The following is a 17,422-nucleotide window of genomic DNA, read 5'->3' as shown; positions in this document are numbered from 1 at the left end:
CCGCACCGGGAGCCCCTCCACCCATGATAGGAAAGGGGTGCCGCGAGGCACGAGGTGTGTCCCCCCGGACGCGCCTCATTTCGAGAGGAACACATGCGGGCCTTGCTGGTTCCATCCGGGAGCATCGATCTGACATCCGTGGAGCGGCTCATGCGCCAGCTCGGGATGGTCCCCACCCGGGTGAGGGATGAGGAAGAGGCCGTCTCCTCCTTCTCGCGGACGCCCTTCCCCGTGGTGCTCATGGGAATGGACGAGCAGGGAGACCGCATCGTGCTCGTGCGCGCGCTCCGGGCCAGCCCCCGCGGCATGCAGACGGCGATCGTCCTGGTGGCCACGCCCGAGCAGGTGGAGCTGTTGCAGCCCCTGCTCGACGCGGGCGCGGACGACTTCCTGCTGCTGCCCCTGGACGAGCCCGCGGCGACGTTGAGGCTCAAGCTGGCCGAGCGCCGCTCCGCCGAGCGGCCCGAGCCCCTGCCGGAGGACTTCGAGCTGGACGGGCTGTGCGCGGTGCTGCTGCGCGAGAGCCCCCTGCCCACCTGCATCACCACGCGCGAGGGCAATGCCTTCGTCGACGTGAACGAGGCCTTCACGCGGCTCTTCGGCTACTCGCGCGAGGAGATGCTCTGGCGCACCGCGAGGGACTTGAACCTGTGGGAGTCCCCCATCGAGCAGGAGCGGCTGGCGGCGCGCATGCGCGAGGAGGGAATCGTGCGCGGGGCGGAAGCCCGGATGCGCACCAAGGCGGGAGAGCTGCGCGACGTGCTCGTCTACGTGGGCATCGCCGAGTACGCGGGCACGCCCCACATCGTGTCCCTGTTCCCGGACGTCACCGAGCGCAAGCAGATGCAGGCGCGGCTGCAGCTGGCGGACCGCATGGCCTCGGTGGGCACCCTGGCCGCGGGCGTGGCGCACGAAATCAACAACCCCCTGGCCTACGTGACGGCCAACCTCGGCTATGCCCACGCGGAGCTGACGCGCCAGTTCGAGCGCGGAATCGGCACGCTCCAGCCGGTGTGCGCCGCGCTCGGCGAGGCGCTGCAGGGCGCGGACCGGGTGCAACACATCGTCGGAGACCTCAAGACGTTCTCGCGCGAGACGCAGGAGAAGCTGCAGGCGGTGAACGTGAGCAAGGTGCTCGACTCCACGCTCAACCTGGCGTCCGCGGAGATCCGCCACCGCGCGCGGCTGGTGAAGACCTACGGCGAGGACGTGCCGCCGGTGCACGGCAACCACTCGCGCCTGGGGCAGGTGTTCCTCAACCTGCTGGTGAACGCCGTGCAGTCCCTGCCCTCGGACGGAGACGCCGAGCAGCATGAAATCCGCGTCCGCACGCGCCGGATGGAGGGCGAACGGGTCTCGGTGGAGATCTCGGACACCGGGGCGGGCATCGCACCGGAGCTGATGGGCCGCATCTTCGATCCCTTCTTCACCACCAAGGCGCCCGGCACGGGGACGGGCCTGGGCTTGTCCATCTGCCACAACCTCATCACCGCGATGGGGGGCGAATTGCACGTGCAGAGCGACCTGGGACGGGGCACCACCTTCCAGGTGTTGCTGCCCTCGTCGCGGGCGGAGATCACCCCCGAGATGGTGGAAGCACCGCTGCGGGACTTCGCCGGAGGTCCGCGGGGCCGGGTGCTCGTCATCGACGACGAGCCGCTGCTCTGCTCGGCGGTGGAGCGCATCCTCAGTCCCCATCACGACGTGGAATTCACCACCCTGGCGGCCGAGGTCCTGCCCCGGCTGGAAGCCGGCGAGCGCTTCGATCTCATCCTGTGCGACCTGATGATGCCGCGGATGAACGGGATGGATTTCCACGCGGCGCTGCACCGGTTGCGTCCGGAGTTGACGGGCCGGGTCATCTTCCTGACGGGAGGAGCATTCACGCCCCAGGCGAAGTCCTTCCTGGAGCGGGTGCCCAACCGCCGGGTGGAGAAGCCCTTCAACGCGCGCGCCCTGCTGGAAGTCACCCGCGAAGTGCTCGCCACCGCGGGGTGAGGCTCAAAGCCCTATTCGGAAGGCTCTCCGCCGGACTTCTGACCTTGTCCATCAGGCGCCTCCACGTGGGCGGCCATGGAGAAGGGGTAGATCGAGCGATGGTTGATATTGGGGTGATACACGGCGAGATGGGGCTCGCCCGAGATCTGGATGACCGCCTGCCGGGGCGGAACGCTCTGCCCCTGAAACCACGCATCCGCTTCTTGCCTTGTCGCGAAAGAAGCCACGGGTAGAGGAAGCCCCTCGCGCATCCGCGCGCCGAGATAGTGCTCAAGAACGGGATGAGGAAAGAGACGGCGGTGACTCTTCTCTCGGATGTAAATGAGATGGTGATACTGGTCCGCCACCAGGACGTAAGCAGAAGAGGGCGGCTCCGGAAGTTCCCTCAACCAGGCATCCGCCTCCGCTTGCGTGTTGAAGGACGCCACCACACGTGGAGGGTCATCAGACACGAGGTGCTTGCGGTAATCCTCGAAGATGTACGTCTGGCCGGTGGACTCGATGAAGAGAAGAGCGTCGAAGAGGACGTCCAGCAGTTCCCGCTGCTCCTGGGATGGAGTGGTGCCTCCGATCTCCGCGAGGAAATCCTGGGCCTTGGTGATGAGATCACGCGTGTTCATCGGGGTCCCTCCGCGACAGGAATTCCCGATGGGGTTTCCGTGGATGCGGTCAGGACCATGGGGGCGAGGATGACAACTCCCACCCCGACAGAAACCACGACGAAAGCGACCCCCGCTATCACGATGATGCTCCCGATCAGGACTGCCGTCCGGTGGCGCTTCAGCCAGTCAATTGCGCCGTCCACTGCGGTGAACTCCCGGGGACGCAGTCTCTCCAACTCCACACAGTCGTCATAGGCCCGCTGGCACTCTCCTCGGCAAAACTCTGATTTTCCACCGCTCTTTCGCGGAGATGTAAAGCTCCCATATCCGCGAGGAAGTGGACGAGCCATGCACTCGCTGTAGCACTCTCGATTTTCTTCATCACAGTCTCTCGAGCGGGCCGCCGCGGGCACGATGCGCCTTGCTTCGCCGCCATTGCCTGTCTGGAGCCGATATGAAGAGAGAGTGAAGTTATCGGCGGGCTGCCACGAGTGGGTGAGTTGGCCGTCCTGACTTTCCTCGATGATGAGCAAGGAATTGAAAGGAATGGCCGCGCTCGCGGCAGTGGGTGGCGCAAAGTGGGCGGCACTACACGAGACGAGCAAGGCGCTCAAGCCCGCTGCCATGAGTTTCTGGGAAGCAGTACCCGTCTCCATGGCAGCAGCCTACATGGTCAGGATACACCGAAGAAACAACCCCGCCAGACAGGGAAAATGTTGAACTGCCTCTAGAAGGTTTTCAGGGGTGATAGCCCACCTGCGTCACTTCCGCCGCGCGCGCCACTCCTCGCGGCTTTGACCCCAGATCTCGATGGTGGCGTTCTCATGCGGCGGCGGGAGCTTTCCGGGGCCACGGAGTCGCGAGCCCAGTCGGCGCGCCACCTGCTGCGACGGCGTGTTGTCCGGAGCGATGCAGTGGATGACCTCCGTCCAGCCGAGGTGGTCGAAGGCCCAGTCGATGGCCGTGGTCGCGGCCTCGATGGCGTAGCCCCGTCCCCAGAACTCATGCAGCAGACCCCACCCCACCTCGGTGCCCGGCCAACCCTCCGGCACCCAGGGGCCAATGCGCCCGACCCATCGGCCCGTCGTCTTCTCCACCACGGAGAACATGGCGAAGCCCCGCAGCGCCCACGAGCCCGCCATGGCGCACATGCCCCGCCACACCAGCGCACGCGGCGTGACGCCGCCAATGAACCGCGCGGTTATTGGATCCGCCATGAGGGCCGCGAAGCCATCCAGGTCCTCCAATGAGGTGGGGCGGAGGAGCAACCGGGAGGTCTCGAGCGTCGGTCCGGGGGCAATCACGTTCTGTCTCCAAGGAAGGTGCGTCCGAACAGCCTACCGTCCGAGCATCAGGCGGGAGAGCTGACGCAGTGCGACAAGGCCCCTAGGAGGTACGTAGCACGTACTCCAAGGAAACTTTGCTTCACGACTTTCGATAAAAGGAACACCCCTCCCGACGCCAGCCCAGGGCCCAGGATTCCTCCATGAGTGGCATCTCGAATCGAAACTCTCCGTCGTCCCTCTCCAAGACGGTCAGCTCGCGGCCCTCTTCGGACACGGCGAGCACCCCGACCCGTGCTCCGGCGACCGCCACCCCTGCTGCCCAGCCCTCCGTGGTCCGTGACTACGGCAAGGACCAGTTCACCTCCGCGAAGGCCACGAGAGACATCGCGCCCCGGAACACCGAGCTCCTGGCGACCCTCCAGTCGCAGACGCTTTCGAGGGCCGCGAAAGCCTCGGTCGATTCCTCGGGACAGGCCGCCGATGCGTCGAGCGGCGCCGAGGCCGCGGCACGGCTGAAGAACGAAGACAACTATGCCACCGCGGAATGGGAGACCTACCGGGCCCAGGACTTCCTGGAGACGGTGGAGGCCCACAAGGACGACCCCGAGTTCCTGCGGGAGTTGTACGAGGAGTTGGGCCCCGAGCTCACCAGCCAGTTGATGGGCGACGCGGTCAATGCCGTCAGCGGAGACAACCACAACACCTATCCGACCGAGGCGGATGCCCAGCGCGCCTTCTCCGCCGTGGCGGAATCGCTCAACGCCATGCCGCCCGCCTTCCAGGAAGCGGTGGGCAAGGAGGCCGGGAAGAACAACCCCCAGGCCGGCATGATCCTCGCGAATGGCGCCAGCCAGGAGGCGAAGCTGGGCTTCCTCGAGGGCGTCAAGTCCTCGGCGCTCGGCTCGGGCCATGACGCCTCCTTCGCGGCCCGCATGGCCGGTCAGGTCATCGCCTCGGACCCCGAGCTCGTCCAGCATGTCGCGGACACCTGGTCCGCCAGCGATCTCAGCACCCTGCTGAAGAACGGCCTGGAGACCCCCCCGCCCTCGGACAGCTTCCACTCCGACTGGCCGAGCTTCCGCGCCGATGGCCTGGAGCGCATGGTGGGCATGACGGCGGACCTCCAGGGAGACCAGTACGCGGACGTGCGCGCCCGTGTCTTCCGGGACGCCTCGCTCGCGCTGGGCAACGCCTCCACGGGCGACCCGAACCGTCAATCGCTCGTGGACAACCTGAAGACGCTCTTCCAGAGCGATGCGCAGGGCATCACCGGCCGGCTCTTCAACAACACCGGCGCCGCCGACAGTCCCTTCGATGGCTCGCAGCGGGCACTGGGCCTCTTCTTCCGTGACGCGGTCTTCGCCAACCCCGGCCAGGATCCGTCGTTCGACCAGTTCATCTCGGACTTCATGGGCGATCTGCGCGGGCAGATGCTCGACCCGGCGCGGCACGACGACGATCCGAACACTCCGAGCAACGAACTGTTCGCCAAGCAGCTGGGTGACGTGTTGGGCTCGCTGGTCACGGGCTATTCCCTCGCCGCCAAGGACAACGGCGAGCAGCAGGCCGCGCGCAAGGCACTCGCCAGCACCATCGTCGGCCTGGTCGCCAAGCCCCTGGACGCGGGCGGCACCGTGGGGAACATGGCCAAGAGCGAGGCCGAGAAGCTGGTGTCCTCGCTCCTCGCCGACTTCCTCAATGGGGACTTGAAGGCGGACAAGGCGGGAATGACCCGGTTGATGACGGACCTGCTCAACACCGCCTACGCCGGAGCCCGGGACTTCGACGAGCGCCATGGCACCCAGGTCGAGACGGCGATGAAGGGCGAGACCATGTGGGTCGACTTCGTCCGTCAGCTCTTCGACCGGTAGGCCGGGTCCGCGCTCAGGGGCGTTCCGAGCACGGAGGTTGCCCCTGACAGGACGGGTTGAGAATCACGCGGCCCAATCCAACCGGTAGAGCCGCAGGGCCTCCGCCTTGCCCTTCACGTGGGTGGGAGCCAGGGCCGTGACGGGCCAGTCCCGCTGCCGCCAGCGCGCGAACGTCGCCTCGGTCATGTAGATCTGCCCCGCCCCCGCGACCGAGCACACCCGGTTGGCGATGTTGGTCGCGTCTCCGAGCGTGGCGTACTGCAGGTACTGCTCCGAGCCGATATTCCCCGCCGCCACCCAACCCGTGTTCAACCCCACGTGGATGCGCAACTCCGGCCAACCCCGCTCCCTCCAGCGCGCGTTCAACCCGGCCAGGGCCCGCTGCATCTCCACGGCGGCCCTCACGGCCCGGTCCGCGTCGTCCGGGTGCGAGAAGGGCGCGCCCCACACCGCCATCAACGCATCTCCGATGTACTTCTCCAGCGTCCCCTCGTGCCGGAAGACGATGTCCGCCATCACCGGGAAGTAGTCGTTGAGCAGATCCACCACCTGCCGGGGCTCAAGCGAGGAGGACAGCGCGGTGAAGTCGCTGATGTCCGAGAAGAGCACCGTCACCTCCGCCTCGATCGTCTCCAGGGGACCGCCCCGCGCCATGTGCAACTTCTTGAGCGTGGCCGGAGGAAAGAAGCGCAGGTAGGCATTGCGCAGCACCGCCTCCTCCTCGAGCCGCCGCGCGAGGAGCGAGTTGTCGAGCGCGATGGCGGCCTGGTTGGCGAACGCCGTGAGGAACTCCAGGTCCTCCTCGCCGAAGCCATGGGCCTGGGACAGGTGGTCCACGTACAGCACGCCCAGCACCTCGTCCCGGGGCTTGAGCGGAGCGCACATGGAGGCGCGGATGGACTGAGACACCACCGACGCGGCGTCATTGAGCCGGGGGTCCATCCACGCGTCGGAGAAGAGCGCCCCCACGCTTCGGGTGCGCACGTACTCGACGATGCGCTGGCTGTAGAACGGGCCCGAGGGAGTCTCGCCCGTGGACAGCCTCGCCACCCGGGGCCGCAGGCTCCCCGTCGCCGGATCCACCAACAGCAGGGCCACCCGATCCACTTCCATGATCTGGAAGACGAGCTCCACGATGCGCTCGAGCAGCGCCTCGATGTGCCCGGGCGACGACAGGAGCTGGCTCACCTTGAGCAAGACCTGGAGCTTCTCGTTCGCCCCGCTCTCCTGGCTCTTGTGCTTGAGCTTGAGGGCAGAGCCCGGCGAGGACTTGCTCGCGTCCAGCAGTTCCCCCATGGAGCCCGGGGACAGCCGGTTGCGCAGCGACTGCACCTGAGAGGGAGACAGGGCCCGGAACTCGGCACGGGAGACGGTGAGCGTGAAGTACACCTCGCCACAACGAAAGGACTGACCCACCCGGAGCAGGTACCGCTCGACCCGCACCTCGTCGACGAACGTGCCGTTCTTGCTCTGGAGATCCACCAGGAGGAAGTACTCCCCCTGGCGCTCGAGCCGTGCGTGGCGGCGTGACAGGCTGCCATGAAACACGCAGAGGGTGCTCTCCTGCGTGCGGCCAATGGTCACGCTGCCTTCGGGCAATTCGAACACCCGCTCGTCCATCAGGCCCGGGTTCACGATGAGCTGCATGATGGACGGGGACGTTACCACCCGGGCTCCCGGACGGGACCCGGGCACCTCGCTCAGCGGGCGAAGAGATTGCGCAACACGGAGATCATCGCCGCCACGTCCGCCGCCGCGGCCATCTCCCGGATGGAGTGCATGGAGAGCATGGGGCTGCCCACGTCCACGGTGCGGATGCCCAGCTCTCCCGCGGAGATGGGGCCAATCGTGCTGCCGCAGCCCAGGTCCGTCCGGGTGACGAAGTTCTGCGGCGTCACGCCCACCTCCCGGCAGCACAGGGCGAACCAAGCCCAGCTCTCGCCATCGGTCGCGTAGGACTGGTTGACGTTGGACTTGATGACCGGGCCCCCTCCGAGCAGGGGCTGATGCTTGGGCTCGTGCATGGACGCGTAGTTGGGGTGCACCGCGTGCGCCATGTCCGCCGACACCAGGAAGGACTGGCGCATCGCCCGGTGGAACGCGTCGCGCCGTCCATCCGAGAGCGCCTGCGTGATGCGCTCGAGCAGATCGCGCAGGAAGGGCGAGGCGGCGCCCTGGGCGCTCACGCTGCCGCACTCCTCGTGATCGTAGAGGATGACCCCCCGAGTCGCCTCGCCCGGCGCGTCCAGGGCCAACAGGGCGGACAGGCCCGCGTGGCTGCTCGTGAGGTTGTCCAGGCGCGGCGCATGGAGGAATTCCCCGAACGCGCCCGAGCGGCTGGAGGGCTGCGTGTCATAGAGGCACAAGTCGTAGCCGAGGATGTCCTGGGGCACGGTGTGGACGTTGGCTCGGGCCAGCTCCTCGACGAGCAGGGTCCTCAGGTCCACCGCGCCCGAGCGCTCCAGGGCGAGCACGGGCACCAGGTGCTCCTGGGCGTTGAGTTTGAGGCCGTCGTTGTTCACGCCCCGGTTGAGGTGGATGGCGAGGTTGGGGATGCGCAAGAGCGGGCGGCGGAAGTCCACCAGATGGTGCGCGAGCTGTCCGTCCTTCGCCGTCACCACGCGCCCGGCGAGCGACAGGTCGCGGTCCATCCACGTGCTGAAGAGCGGAGCGCCGTACACCTCCACGCCGAGCTGCTGATAGCCGGCCTTGCCCGCGTGGGGCTGGGGCTTGATGCGCAGGTTGGGCGAGTCCGTGTGGGCCCCCACCAGCCGGAAGCCCGCGCGCTCCACGGGCGCCGTGCCCAGGTGGAAGGCGGCGATGCTGGTGTCCCCTCGGGTGATGAACACCTTGTCCCCGGGCTTGAGCTCCCAGGACTCGCGTTCATCAAGGGCCCGGTAGCCCTGGGCCAGCAGGCGGCGGCTCGTCTCACGCACCGCGTGGTAGGGCGTGGGCGAGGCATCGATATAGGCCAGCAGATCGTTGGCGGCGGTGTCGGTGGCGGCGGAGGCGGTCATCGCCCCCAGGCTAGCGCCGCCGCCGCGCCCCGCCAGGAGAAACGCGGGGCGCCCACCCGGTAGCCGTTACCTGCCAGACGCGTGGGACGCGGCGCTCCCGGCGGGCTCCACGCCCTCGTACACCGCCGGCAGGGACGCGGTCACGGCGCCCACGTAGAAGATGCCGTCATAGCCCTGGGCATTGCGTCCGCTGAACAACTGCACGAAGTACCGGTCCCCGTTGTCCTGGCCCTTGGCCGGCTTCACGCCACAGTCCAGCTTCTGCTCCGGGTTCACGGCGCAGATCCACGCCGTGCCACCCTTGTAGGCGATGTCCAACGAGTAGACATGGGCACGCTGCTCGGCGAGTCGCAGGCCCATGGGGCGGTAGCCCGGAGCCCACGGCAGACCCTGCACCTGACGCGGGTGCAGGTTGCCGCTCACCACCAGCAGCGCGCGGCCAGGCGACGCGGCGGCCACCTCCAGCACCCTCTGGGCCATGGCCTCCTCGCGCGCCTCGCCCTCCAGGGGCGGACGATCATAGGCGAACACCTTCACGTCCAACCGCTGGGCACGCAGCTTGCGCAGGGCGTCGAGCAGGTAGACCACCCCCTCGCTGTTGCGGCCATCCGGATAGGGGCTGCGCCAGAAGGGGCTCTCCATCAACTTCGCCCAATCCGCCTCCGTGCCCTCGCTGCCCAGGAAGGTGTCGAGCCGTTCCTGGTTCGCGGCTGGCACCTCCAGGCCCACCGTCACGGGGATGCCCTGGGTGACCACCTGGCACGTGCTCTGGGCGACGAAGTGCGGCACCTGCTGCGTGCCATGCAGCTCGCCCAGCAGCACCACGTTGCCCGCGCGCGCCAGCTTGCCCAGGCCGAGCACGGGCACGCCGCACTCGATGCTCGTGTCCTGGTGCACCACCACGTCGGGGCTGTCCTGGGACTTCGTGCGCTGCGCGAGCAGGGGGGAGATCTTCCGGAACACGCGCCACTCCAGCACCATGTCGCGCGCCGACTGCTGGGACTGGCCGAGGATGACGGCCGCGCCATCCGCCTGCTGCTGCGCCAGGAGCATGGCGGTCTGGCTGCCCACGCCCGAGTGGTTGTCGATGGTGCGTCCGTCCACCGTCCACAGGAGATCGCTGCCCGGGGCGCGGAGCGCCGAGTTCGCGCTGCGCGTCTCGCGGGTGATGACCACCTTGCAGCGGTGGGGGCCCTCGGGCTTCGCGATGACGAGGTAGCGGTGCCAGTAGGCGGCCACCCGCGAGTTGGCGAACTCCTCGCGCCACTCCGTCTGCAGCGAGGCCGTGCCCGGCGCCTCGCGGAGGATGAAACCGTTGGCGGCGAAGTACTCGCGCACCTGGGGCCAGACCTCGTCGATCGGCTGCTCGTAGAGGGCCTCCTCGTCGGGGGCGAAGTCCACGAAGCGCGAGGTGCACCCGGACAACGTGGCGAGCAGCAACAGACAACCGAAGGCCATTCGTCTCATGGCGGGATTATGCACCGGCGGCGCCCCGTCCAACACCCGAGCCCCCCGCCCGACCGCTCGACGCGCGGCCTCCACGTCCCGGCGGCGAGCCACTTCCACGGAGCCGAGACGGAGAGGTGCCCGGCCTCACGAGGCGCGCGAATACGGCATGCGCGTTGCTCATCCGGCGAGGGCGGAGGGAGGGCGGGATGGAGCGCAGGACGGTGGGAGGGGCGGTGGGGAGCGAGGGGTCCGCGGGCGAGGGGTCGGTGAGGGAGACGCCGGAGGGGGAAGACGCGAGGGAGCGGCTGTTCCGGTTGGGAGCGGAAGCCCTCACCGACCCGGAGCTTCTGGGACTGCTGTGGGGCGCGAGCGCGCGCATGCGAGCCCTGGCCGCGGAGCTGCTCGCCCCCGCGGGGGGACTCAAGGCCCTGGTGCAGCAGGACCCGAGGGCCTTGTGCGCGCGGCCGGGAATGGGACAGGTGCGCACCGCGCAGGTGTTGGCGGCGCTGGAGCTGGGGCGTCGGGCCCAGCGGGTGGCCGAGCGGCGCCCCCGCCTGCGCACTCCGAGGGAAATCTTCACGTACCTCACCCCACACCTGGGGGCCCTGCGGCGCGAGGTCTTCCACGTGCTGTGCTTCAACGCCCGCAACGTGCTGCTGCTCGACGCACGGGTGGCCGAGGGCACCATCAACGCGTGCATGGTGGACCCGCGCGAGGTGTTCGCCGCGGCCATCACCGCGCGCGCCACGGCCATCGTGCTGGCGCACAACCACCCCTCCGGGGACCCCGAGCCCTCGGGGCAGGACCTGAGCCTGACCGCGCAACTCCTCGAGGCGGGCCGGATGCTGGGCATCAAGGTGCTGGATCACGTGGTGGTGGGCAATGGGACGTACGTCTCGATGATGGAGCGCGGAGACCTGCCGCGGCTGGGTGGGGAGGAACGGGGGCCATGGCGCATGGCGGGAGAGCGTGGATGAGGCTGCTGGGGACGCTGGGTGGGGTGGCGTGCGGAGGAGCGGGAGGGGCCCTCCAGGTGGAGGTGTTGGAGGAGGACGTGGCCCAGGTGGTGCCGCTGGGAGGCGGCCGGGCCTTCACGCTGCCTCGCACCGCGTTGCCACCCCAGGTGCGGGAGGGCGACGTGGTGCGCGAAGGCCGCTTGGACGTCGAGACGGGCGTCCGGCTGGCCCGGGAGCTGGCCGAATGGCGGGCCCGCCTGTCCGTTCCGGTACCTGACGGGCTGGACCTGGACGCAGGAGCGTCTGAGTCGTTGACGGAGAAGAAGGAACGTTGAAGATGCGACGGATGCCGGTGGACCTGCCCTATGTCGAGCAAGCCCAGGAGGGACTGGTCCGCCATTTCGGGCTGACCGGGTTCCGTCCCGGACAGGCGCAGGTCATCAGCTCCGTCATGAGCCCGGGCAACACCGTGGTGCTGATGCCCACGGGGGCGGGCAAGAGCCTGTGCTACCAGCTGCCCGCGATGATTCTTCCCGGGGTGACGCTCGTCATCTCCCCGCTCATCGCGCTGATGAAGGATCAGGTGGAGCAGCTGGCCCGGCGAGGCATCCCCGCCACGTTCATCAACTCGTCCCTGTCGGACCTGGAGCGCGCGGACCGCCTCCGCCGGCTGCGCGCGGGCGAATACAAGCTCATCTACGTGGCGCCCGAGCGCTTTCGCAGCCCGAGCTTCCTGGACGCGGTGGGACAGGTGGGCGTGGAGCTGCTGGCCGTGGACGAGGCGCACTGCATCTCGCAGTGGGGCCACGACTTCCGGCCGGACTACGCGCAGCTGGGCCAGGTGCGCAAGCGGCTGCGGCCCCCCCGCACCGTGGCGCTCACCGCCACCGCCACGCCCGAGGTGCGCGACGACATCGTGCGCTCGCTGTTGATGAAGGACCCGCGGGTGTTCGCCGAGGGATTCGACCGGCCCAACCTCTTCCTGGAGGTGTTCCAGGCCACCGGGGACGAGGACAAGCGCCGGGCCTGCGCGGGGCTCGCGCAGATGGGCGGCAGCGGCATCATCTACTGCTCCACGCGCAAGTCGGCGGAGAACACGCACTCCTCGCTGTGCGAGCGGGGGGTGAACGCCATCCTCTACCACGCGGGCATGGACGACGACGCGCGGCGCCGGGCCCAGGACGAGTTCATGTCCAGCAAGGACGCGGTGGCGGTGGCCACCAACGCCTTCGGCATGGGCATCGACAAGCCGGACATCCGCTTCGTGGCCCACGTGAACATCCCCCGGGCGGTGGAGGCGTACTACCAGGAGATCGGCCGCGCGGGCCGCGATGGAGGGCCGGCCTTCGCCGCGCTGCTCTTCAATCACGCGGACGTGCACACCCAGGAGCGGCTCATCGAGGGCAACCACCCCTCGGAGGCCGTGATGTCGGACCTGTGGAACGTGCTGCGAAGCGTGCCCGAGTACGACAAGGGCATGCACGTGCTGGCCGCGCAGGCGGGAGCGAGCGAGTTCGAGATCTCCGCCGCGCTGCGCATCCTGGAGCGGGAGAGGAAGGTGGAACGGGGCAGCCGGGGGGAAGGCGACTACGGCCTCACGCTGACGGACAAGGCGGCCACGGCGCAGCCGCACGCACCGGACGCCCGGAGGCTGCTCGCCTCCCTCCTGGAGACCTTCCCCGTGGGACGCTCGGCCACCACCCAGGTGCCCATCCTCGCGCGGCGCACGGGCCTGTCGGGCGAGGACATCCAGCACGCGTTGAAGCTGCTGGAGCGGGCGGGAGCGGTGCGCGTGCGCCGGCCCTTCTCCGGGCGCACCATCCGCGCGCTGGAGCAGGTGCCCTTCTCCGAGCTGGGGGTGGACCTGAGCAAGGTGCGCGAGCAGGAGCGGCGCTCGCTCATGCACCTCAAGCGGATGACGGACTACGCCTACACGAAGCGATGCCGCCGGGCCTTCATCCTGGGCTACTTCGGGCAACAGGAAGTGGCCTCCACCTGTGGCCAGTGCGACACGTGCGCGGGCAGCCGGCTCCAGCGCCTGCCGGGCCTCGGTAGCACCGCCGCGCCCCGGGCCACGCCCACGCTCGCCCCGGGACGTCCCGACGGCTACAGCGAGCTGGCGGCCACCGAGCTGCGGCGCTGGCGCAAGGAGCTCTCGAAGGATCTCCAGGTGCCCCCGTTCATGGTCTTCAATGACGAGACCTTGCGGGGACTCGCCGCCGCGCTGCCCATCGAGCGCGAGACGTTCCTGTCGGTGAAGGGCACGGGAGAGAGCCGCTGGGAGCGCTTCGGGCCCAAGGTGGTGGAAATCTGCCTCATGGCCCGCGCCGCCGGACACGAGCCCATCGCCGTGGCGCCCGCTCCGTCCCGGACGCGAGGCAAGGGCCGGAGCAGCCGCCCCTGAGAGGCCCCGCGGTGAGGCGCGCTCAGCGCCTCGAGGCGCGGTACAGCAGCAGGCCGCGCAGCGTGCCCATCACCAGCCCCACGCCCACCGCGAGCCCGTAGATGATGCACACGGTGGTGGCGCCAAAGACGAGCCGCAGGACGGACTCGGAGATACGGCCCGCGAGGTAGGCGTCACGCAGGGGAACCACGAGTCCCGTCAACTCCAGGGCCCGTGCCGGCAGCGCGTCGAGGGACAGGGACAAGCGCTGCAGGAAGAGCGAGGGCCGCACCCGCCACGCCACTTCCACGCCGAGGCCCACCACCAGATAGATGATGGACAGCAGGAAGGCGTTGCCGCCCATGATGCGCATCAGGGGCAGGTGCGGCGTGGGAGAGGACGGCACGCTACCGGCCTCCCGACTTGCGCTGGAGCGCGGGAAGCGCCTTCTTCACCCGGCCCGCCTCGGGCGAGCCCGCCGCGAGCTTGAGGAAGGTCTCATAGGCCTGGAGGGCGCGGGCGTTCTCCGAGGGCTGACGGGCGAGCGCGTCCGCGAGGGACAACCAGGCCAACCCGTCCACGGGCTCCAGTTCCACGGCGCGCGAGAGGGCCTGAACGGCCGTCTTCTCGTCGCCCTGCTTGAGCGCCACCGCGCCCAGGGCGACGTGGGAACGTCCGGAATAGGGCGCCAACCGCACCGCCTCGTCCGCGGCCTCGCGCGCCTCCTTCGCCGCGCCGGTGGCGAGCAGCACCCGGGCCAGCGACGCCTGGGCGAAGGCCTTGTCCCAGGGCTGGGAGGCCTTCTGGGCGATGTCGCGCAGCTGGGTCGCCGCGTCGCGTCCGCCCGAGTCCTTCACCCAATGCGCGCCCACCTGGCCGCAGGGGGTGTCCGGCCCCTCGCGCCGCGCCGCCTCGAAGGCCTTGTCCGCGTTGAGCACCAGGCCCTGGCGCAGGAAGGCGGAGGCGATGGCGCAGAAGGTCTCCGGCGACTTGCTGTCCAGCTTGTTGGCGCCCTCCAGCGCGGAGAAGCCACCCTTCGTGTCGCCCAGGGCGAAGAGGATGTCCGCGCGCACGCGGTGGGCCTCGGGATCCGCCGCCGACAGCGCCACCGCGCGCGCGGAGGCCGCCTCGGCGTCCTTCGCGCGTCCGGAGTGAAGGAGCGCCAGCGCGGCGCCCTTGTGGGCGGCGCCGGACTCGGGGCTGTCGAGCCGCCACGCCTCGAACTGCTGGAGCCCCTCGGCGGTCCGGCCCAGGGACAGCAGCGTCCGGCCCAGCAGCTCGCGCGCCTCGCCATTGGCGCCATTGCGCTCCACCGCCTGCGTCAGCGGCTTCACCGCCACGTCCGGCAGGCCCTGGGCGATGCGCAGTTGACCCAGCGCGAAAGCGGCCTCGTCGTTGCGGGTGTCCTCCGCGATGGCCGTCTCCAACAGCGCGCTCGCCTTGTCGAGGGACTTGTCCTGCCAGTGCATCATGCCCAGCGCCGTCCGAACCCGGCTCTTGTCACGCCGGGCCGCCACGAGCGTCTTCTCCAGGGCCTCCCGCGCCCGGGCACGATCCCCTTCGGCGGCATCCGCTCGCGCCAGGTAGATGATGGCCTCGGCGGGGTAGCCCGCGTCCGCGCGCGTGTGGGCCAGTTCCACGCGGGCGCGCTTCCAATCCCCCAGCCGCGTGTAGGCCGCGGCCCGCACCAGCGCCACGGGCCGCGCCTCACCGTCGATCCGCGACAGCACCTCGCGCGCGCGATCCCGCTGGAGCAACGTCCGGCCGAGACCTTCCTTGGCCTCGTCGCGGCCTGGAGCGAGCTTCAAGGCCTCCTCGAAGGAGCGCTGCGCGGCGGCCATGTCACCGGAGGCGCGCTCCGCCTCTCCCCGCGCGACGAGGAAGTCGGGGACCAGGGGACCCTTGCCACTGTCCGCGAGCAGCGTCCGCGCCTCCCGGGCGTTGCCGAGCGCGGTCATCAACCGGCCTCGCACCAGCCGCAGACGCTCGCGCACCACCACGGGCAACGCCGTCTCCGACTCGAGCGACTGGAGCTCCGAGAGGGCCTGCTCCAGGTCCTGGCCCAGCATCCACCGGCTCTCCGCCATGCCCAGGCGTGCCCCGGCGTGCTCGGGAACGAGCTTCGCGGCGGCCGAGTACAGACGCAGGGCGTTCACCGGATCCTCCGCGTCCCGGTAGTAGTCACCCAGCGCCACCAGGGCCCGCGTGTTGCGAGGCGCCAGCTTGAGGGCCCGCGTGAGGCGCTCCAGGGCGTCCTTCGTCTGGCCGCGCGACAGCAGCCACTCGCCCGCGAGCCCCTGCACCTCGGAACTCTCCAACTTGACGGCGCTCACGAGCGCCTGGCCCGCGGCGTCCCGTCCCCGCTCATCCGCCAGCAGCGCGTCCGCGGCCAGGGCAGCGGCCGGGTAGGACTCGCGCACGCCGGGGTGGTTCAACGCGGCGAGCGCGCGCGTGCGGGCCTCGGCGTCCAAGGTCTCTTCATAGCGCAAGGCCTGGGCATAGGCGGTCAGGGCCCAACCCCGGGTGTTGTCCTCTTCCAGCGACACCACGTGGGACAGCAGCATGAGCGCGTCCTGACGGGCGGGCACCGTGTCCTTGAGCAACAGCTGGGAGGTGCGATCCAGCGTGGAGGCCAGGGCCTGGCCCCCCTGCCGGACGCGGAGGACGAGCGCCCCGCCGAGCAGCACCAGCACCACGCCCACCGCCGCGAGGACCTTCATCGCGCGGCTGGAGAGGAACGCCCCCGAGTCCTTGGGCATGAGCGTGGCGCGCAGCTCGCGCTCGTAGGCCGCGGCCAGGGCCGCCACGTCCTGGGCCGGCGCCCGGGGCACGGGCGTGGGGGCGGGCGCGGCCGCTCGGGTGGAGGGCACCGCGACCTCGGGCAGCCCCTCCAACAATCCCCGCCGCGAGGGGTCCGCCGACTCGGCGGGCTCGGGCTCGGGCTCGGCGGGAGGCGCCTCGGGCTCGGATGGCGAGGCCTCCAGGGGAGGAAGATCCGCGAGCAGGTTGCCTTCTCCCCCCTCGGAGACGGCCTCCACGGCGACGACCTCGTCCTCGGGGGAGGCGGCCATGACGACCGGGGCCTCTTCGTCATCGAAGGGCAGCGCCACCTCGGGGACGTCCGCGGAGGAAGCCCCCGCCTCACCCGGGGCTTCCAGCGCCGGCACGGAGGACACGTCCGCGTCCGAGAGCATCGACTCCACGGGAGTTTCCTCCGGCGCGGAGGCCTCCCCCACCGGAGCGGGCGGCGGGGCCGGGGCGGCCTCGTCCGGCGAGACCGGCGCGGAGGCGGTGGCCTCCGCATCGGAGGAAGGCGGCGCCGGCGGCTCGGCGGGGGCCTCTTCCGAGACCGGGGTCTCCAGACTGTTCAGGTCATCGAAGGCGGGCGCGGGGCCGCCCGCGAGCGCGGCCTGGGCCTGCTCCATCCAGCCCCGCACCCGCGCATCATTCGGCTGCAGGGCGAGCGCCTTGCGCAGGATGGGCAGCGCCGAGCGGTACAGGCCCCGTTGCAGCAACACCTCGGAGATGAGGTTGTAGGCGTGGGGGTTTTCCTTGTCGATGGACACGGCCTGATCGAACTGGGCCATCGCCTCCGCCGGGCGGCCCATCAGGATGAGGGCCTTGCCCCACAGCACCCGGCCCGTCACCGACTGGGGGTGATGGGAGATGCCCTGCTCGCACACGGAGATGACCCGCGCATGCTCGCCCTTGGCGATCAATGCCTTGGCCAGCTCGACGAAAACCGACGACGCGGGATCCTGGGCCAGAAGCTGCTCGTACCGCTCCACCAACGATTTGCCCATGCGGTGGCGGACCATAGCACCGGCCCCCCTTCGGTTTCGCCACCTCCCGATGCGGTG

The 17,422-nt window shown here is 69.7% G+C and carries 12 protein-coding genes; 5 read left to right on the top strand and 7 right to left on the bottom strand.

Going from position 1 to position 17,422, the window contains the following annotated elements; genetic code table 11:
- The first annotated feature begins 102 nt into the window (after nucleotides 1-102).
- Complete coding sequence (locus MEBOL_RS26400; RefSeq protein ID WP_425437555.1) at nucleotides 103-1,998, top strand: ATP-binding protein; 1,896 nt, start codon at nucleotides 103-105, stop codon at nucleotides 1,996-1,998.
- An 11-nt stretch (nucleotides 1,999-2,009) separates the two neighbouring features.
- On the opposite strand, the gene MEBOL_RS26395 is transcribed toward MEBOL_RS26400, so the two are convergent.
- Both MEBOL_RS26395 and MEBOL_RS26385 read right to left on the bottom strand, forming a co-directional pair.
- Nucleotides 2,010-2,618 (bottom strand): head protein, encoded by a 609-nt coding sequence (locus MEBOL_RS26395; RefSeq protein WP_095980047.1) that lies wholly within the window; start codon nucleotides 2,616-2,618, stop codon nucleotides 2,010-2,012.
- Between the two features lie 743 nt (nucleotides 2,619-3,361).
- Nucleotides 3,362-3,904 (bottom strand): GNAT family N-acetyltransferase, encoded by a 543-nt coding sequence (locus tag MEBOL_RS26385; RefSeq protein WP_095980045.1) that lies wholly within the window; start codon nucleotides 3,902-3,904, stop codon nucleotides 3,362-3,364.
- A gap of 182 nt (nucleotides 3,905-4,086) precedes the next feature.
- Between MEBOL_RS26385 and MEBOL_RS26380 the strand changes: the two genes are divergently transcribed.
- Nucleotides 4,087-5,757, top strand: a complete 1,671-nt coding sequence (locus MEBOL_RS26380; RefSeq protein WP_157775496.1) for a hypothetical protein — start codon at nucleotides 4,087-4,089, stop codon at nucleotides 5,755-5,757.
- 63 nt (nucleotides 5,758-5,820) lie between these two features.
- On the opposite strand, the gene MEBOL_RS26375 is transcribed toward MEBOL_RS26380, so the two are convergent.
- The 3 genes from MEBOL_RS26375 to MEBOL_RS26365 all read right to left on the bottom strand — a co-directional run bounded on the left by MEBOL_RS26375 (nucleotide 5,821) and on the right by MEBOL_RS26365 (nucleotide 10,241).
- Nucleotides 5,821-7,404 carry an adenylate/guanylate cyclase domain-containing protein gene (locus MEBOL_RS26375; RefSeq protein ID WP_095980043.1) on the bottom strand — a complete coding sequence of 528 codons (1,584 nt, stop codon included), beginning with the start codon at nucleotides 7,402-7,404 and terminating at the stop codon, nucleotides 5,821-5,823.
- Nucleotides 7,405-7,457: 53 nt separating this feature from the next.
- A complete protein-coding gene (locus MEBOL_RS26370) occupies nucleotides 7,458-8,774 on the bottom strand; it encodes a M18 family aminopeptidase (RefSeq protein ID WP_095980042.1) in 1,317 nt (438 codons plus the stop codon).
- A gap of 66 nt (nucleotides 8,775-8,840) precedes the next feature.
- On the bottom strand, nucleotides 8,841-10,241 hold the full coding sequence (locus MEBOL_RS26365) for a TraB/GumN family protein (RefSeq protein WP_095980041.1): 1,401 nt from the start codon (nucleotides 10,239-10,241) through the stop codon (nucleotides 8,841-8,843).
- Nucleotides 10,242-10,429: 188 nt separating this feature from the next.
- Between MEBOL_RS26365 and radC the strand changes: the two genes are divergently transcribed.
- From radC to MEBOL_RS26350, 3 genes are read left to right on the top strand one after another with little or no spacing between them, the layout of a single operon-like run.
- On the top strand, nucleotides 10,430-11,200 hold the full coding sequence (gene radC, locus MEBOL_RS26360) for a RadC family protein (protein WP_095980040.1): 771 nt from the start codon (nucleotides 10,430-10,432) through the stop codon (nucleotides 11,198-11,200).
- Entirely contained in the window at nucleotides 11,197-11,514 is a 318-nt protein-coding gene (locus MEBOL_RS26355) for a hypothetical protein (protein WP_095980039.1), read from the top strand. Before radC ends, MEBOL_RS26355 begins: the two co-directional genes overlap by 4 nt.
- A gap of 2 nt (nucleotides 11,515-11,516) precedes the next feature.
- A complete protein-coding gene (locus MEBOL_RS26350; protein ID WP_095980038.1) occupies nucleotides 11,517-13,583 on the top strand; it encodes a RecQ family ATP-dependent DNA helicase in 2,067 nt (688 codons plus the stop codon).
- A 22-nt stretch (nucleotides 13,584-13,605) separates the two neighbouring features.
- Here the strand turns inward: MEBOL_RS26350 and MEBOL_RS26345 are convergent, their stop codons facing one another.
- Both MEBOL_RS26345 and MEBOL_RS26340 read right to left on the bottom strand, forming a co-directional pair.
- Nucleotides 13,606-13,968: a hypothetical protein gene (locus tag MEBOL_RS26345; RefSeq protein WP_425437554.1), complete on the bottom strand. Its 363-nt coding sequence runs from the start codon at nucleotides 13,966-13,968 to the stop codon at nucleotides 13,606-13,608.
- Nucleotide 13,969: 1 nt separating this feature from the next.
- Nucleotides 13,970-17,365, bottom strand: a complete 3,396-nt coding sequence (locus MEBOL_RS26340; RefSeq protein ID WP_179956297.1) for a tetratricopeptide repeat protein — start codon at nucleotides 17,363-17,365, stop codon at nucleotides 13,970-13,972.
- Nucleotides 17,366-17,422 lie beyond the last annotated feature (57 nt).

Origin of the sequence: Melittangium boletus DSM 14713 (genome assembly GCF_002305855.1) — a bacterium.
In the GTDB taxonomy this organism is placed as follows: Bacteria; Myxococcota; Myxococcia; order Myxococcales; family Myxococcaceae; genus Cystobacter; species Cystobacter boletus.
The sequence above is the reverse complement of the archived record's forward strand: the minus strand, read 5'-3'. Positions and strand labels throughout refer to the sequence as shown.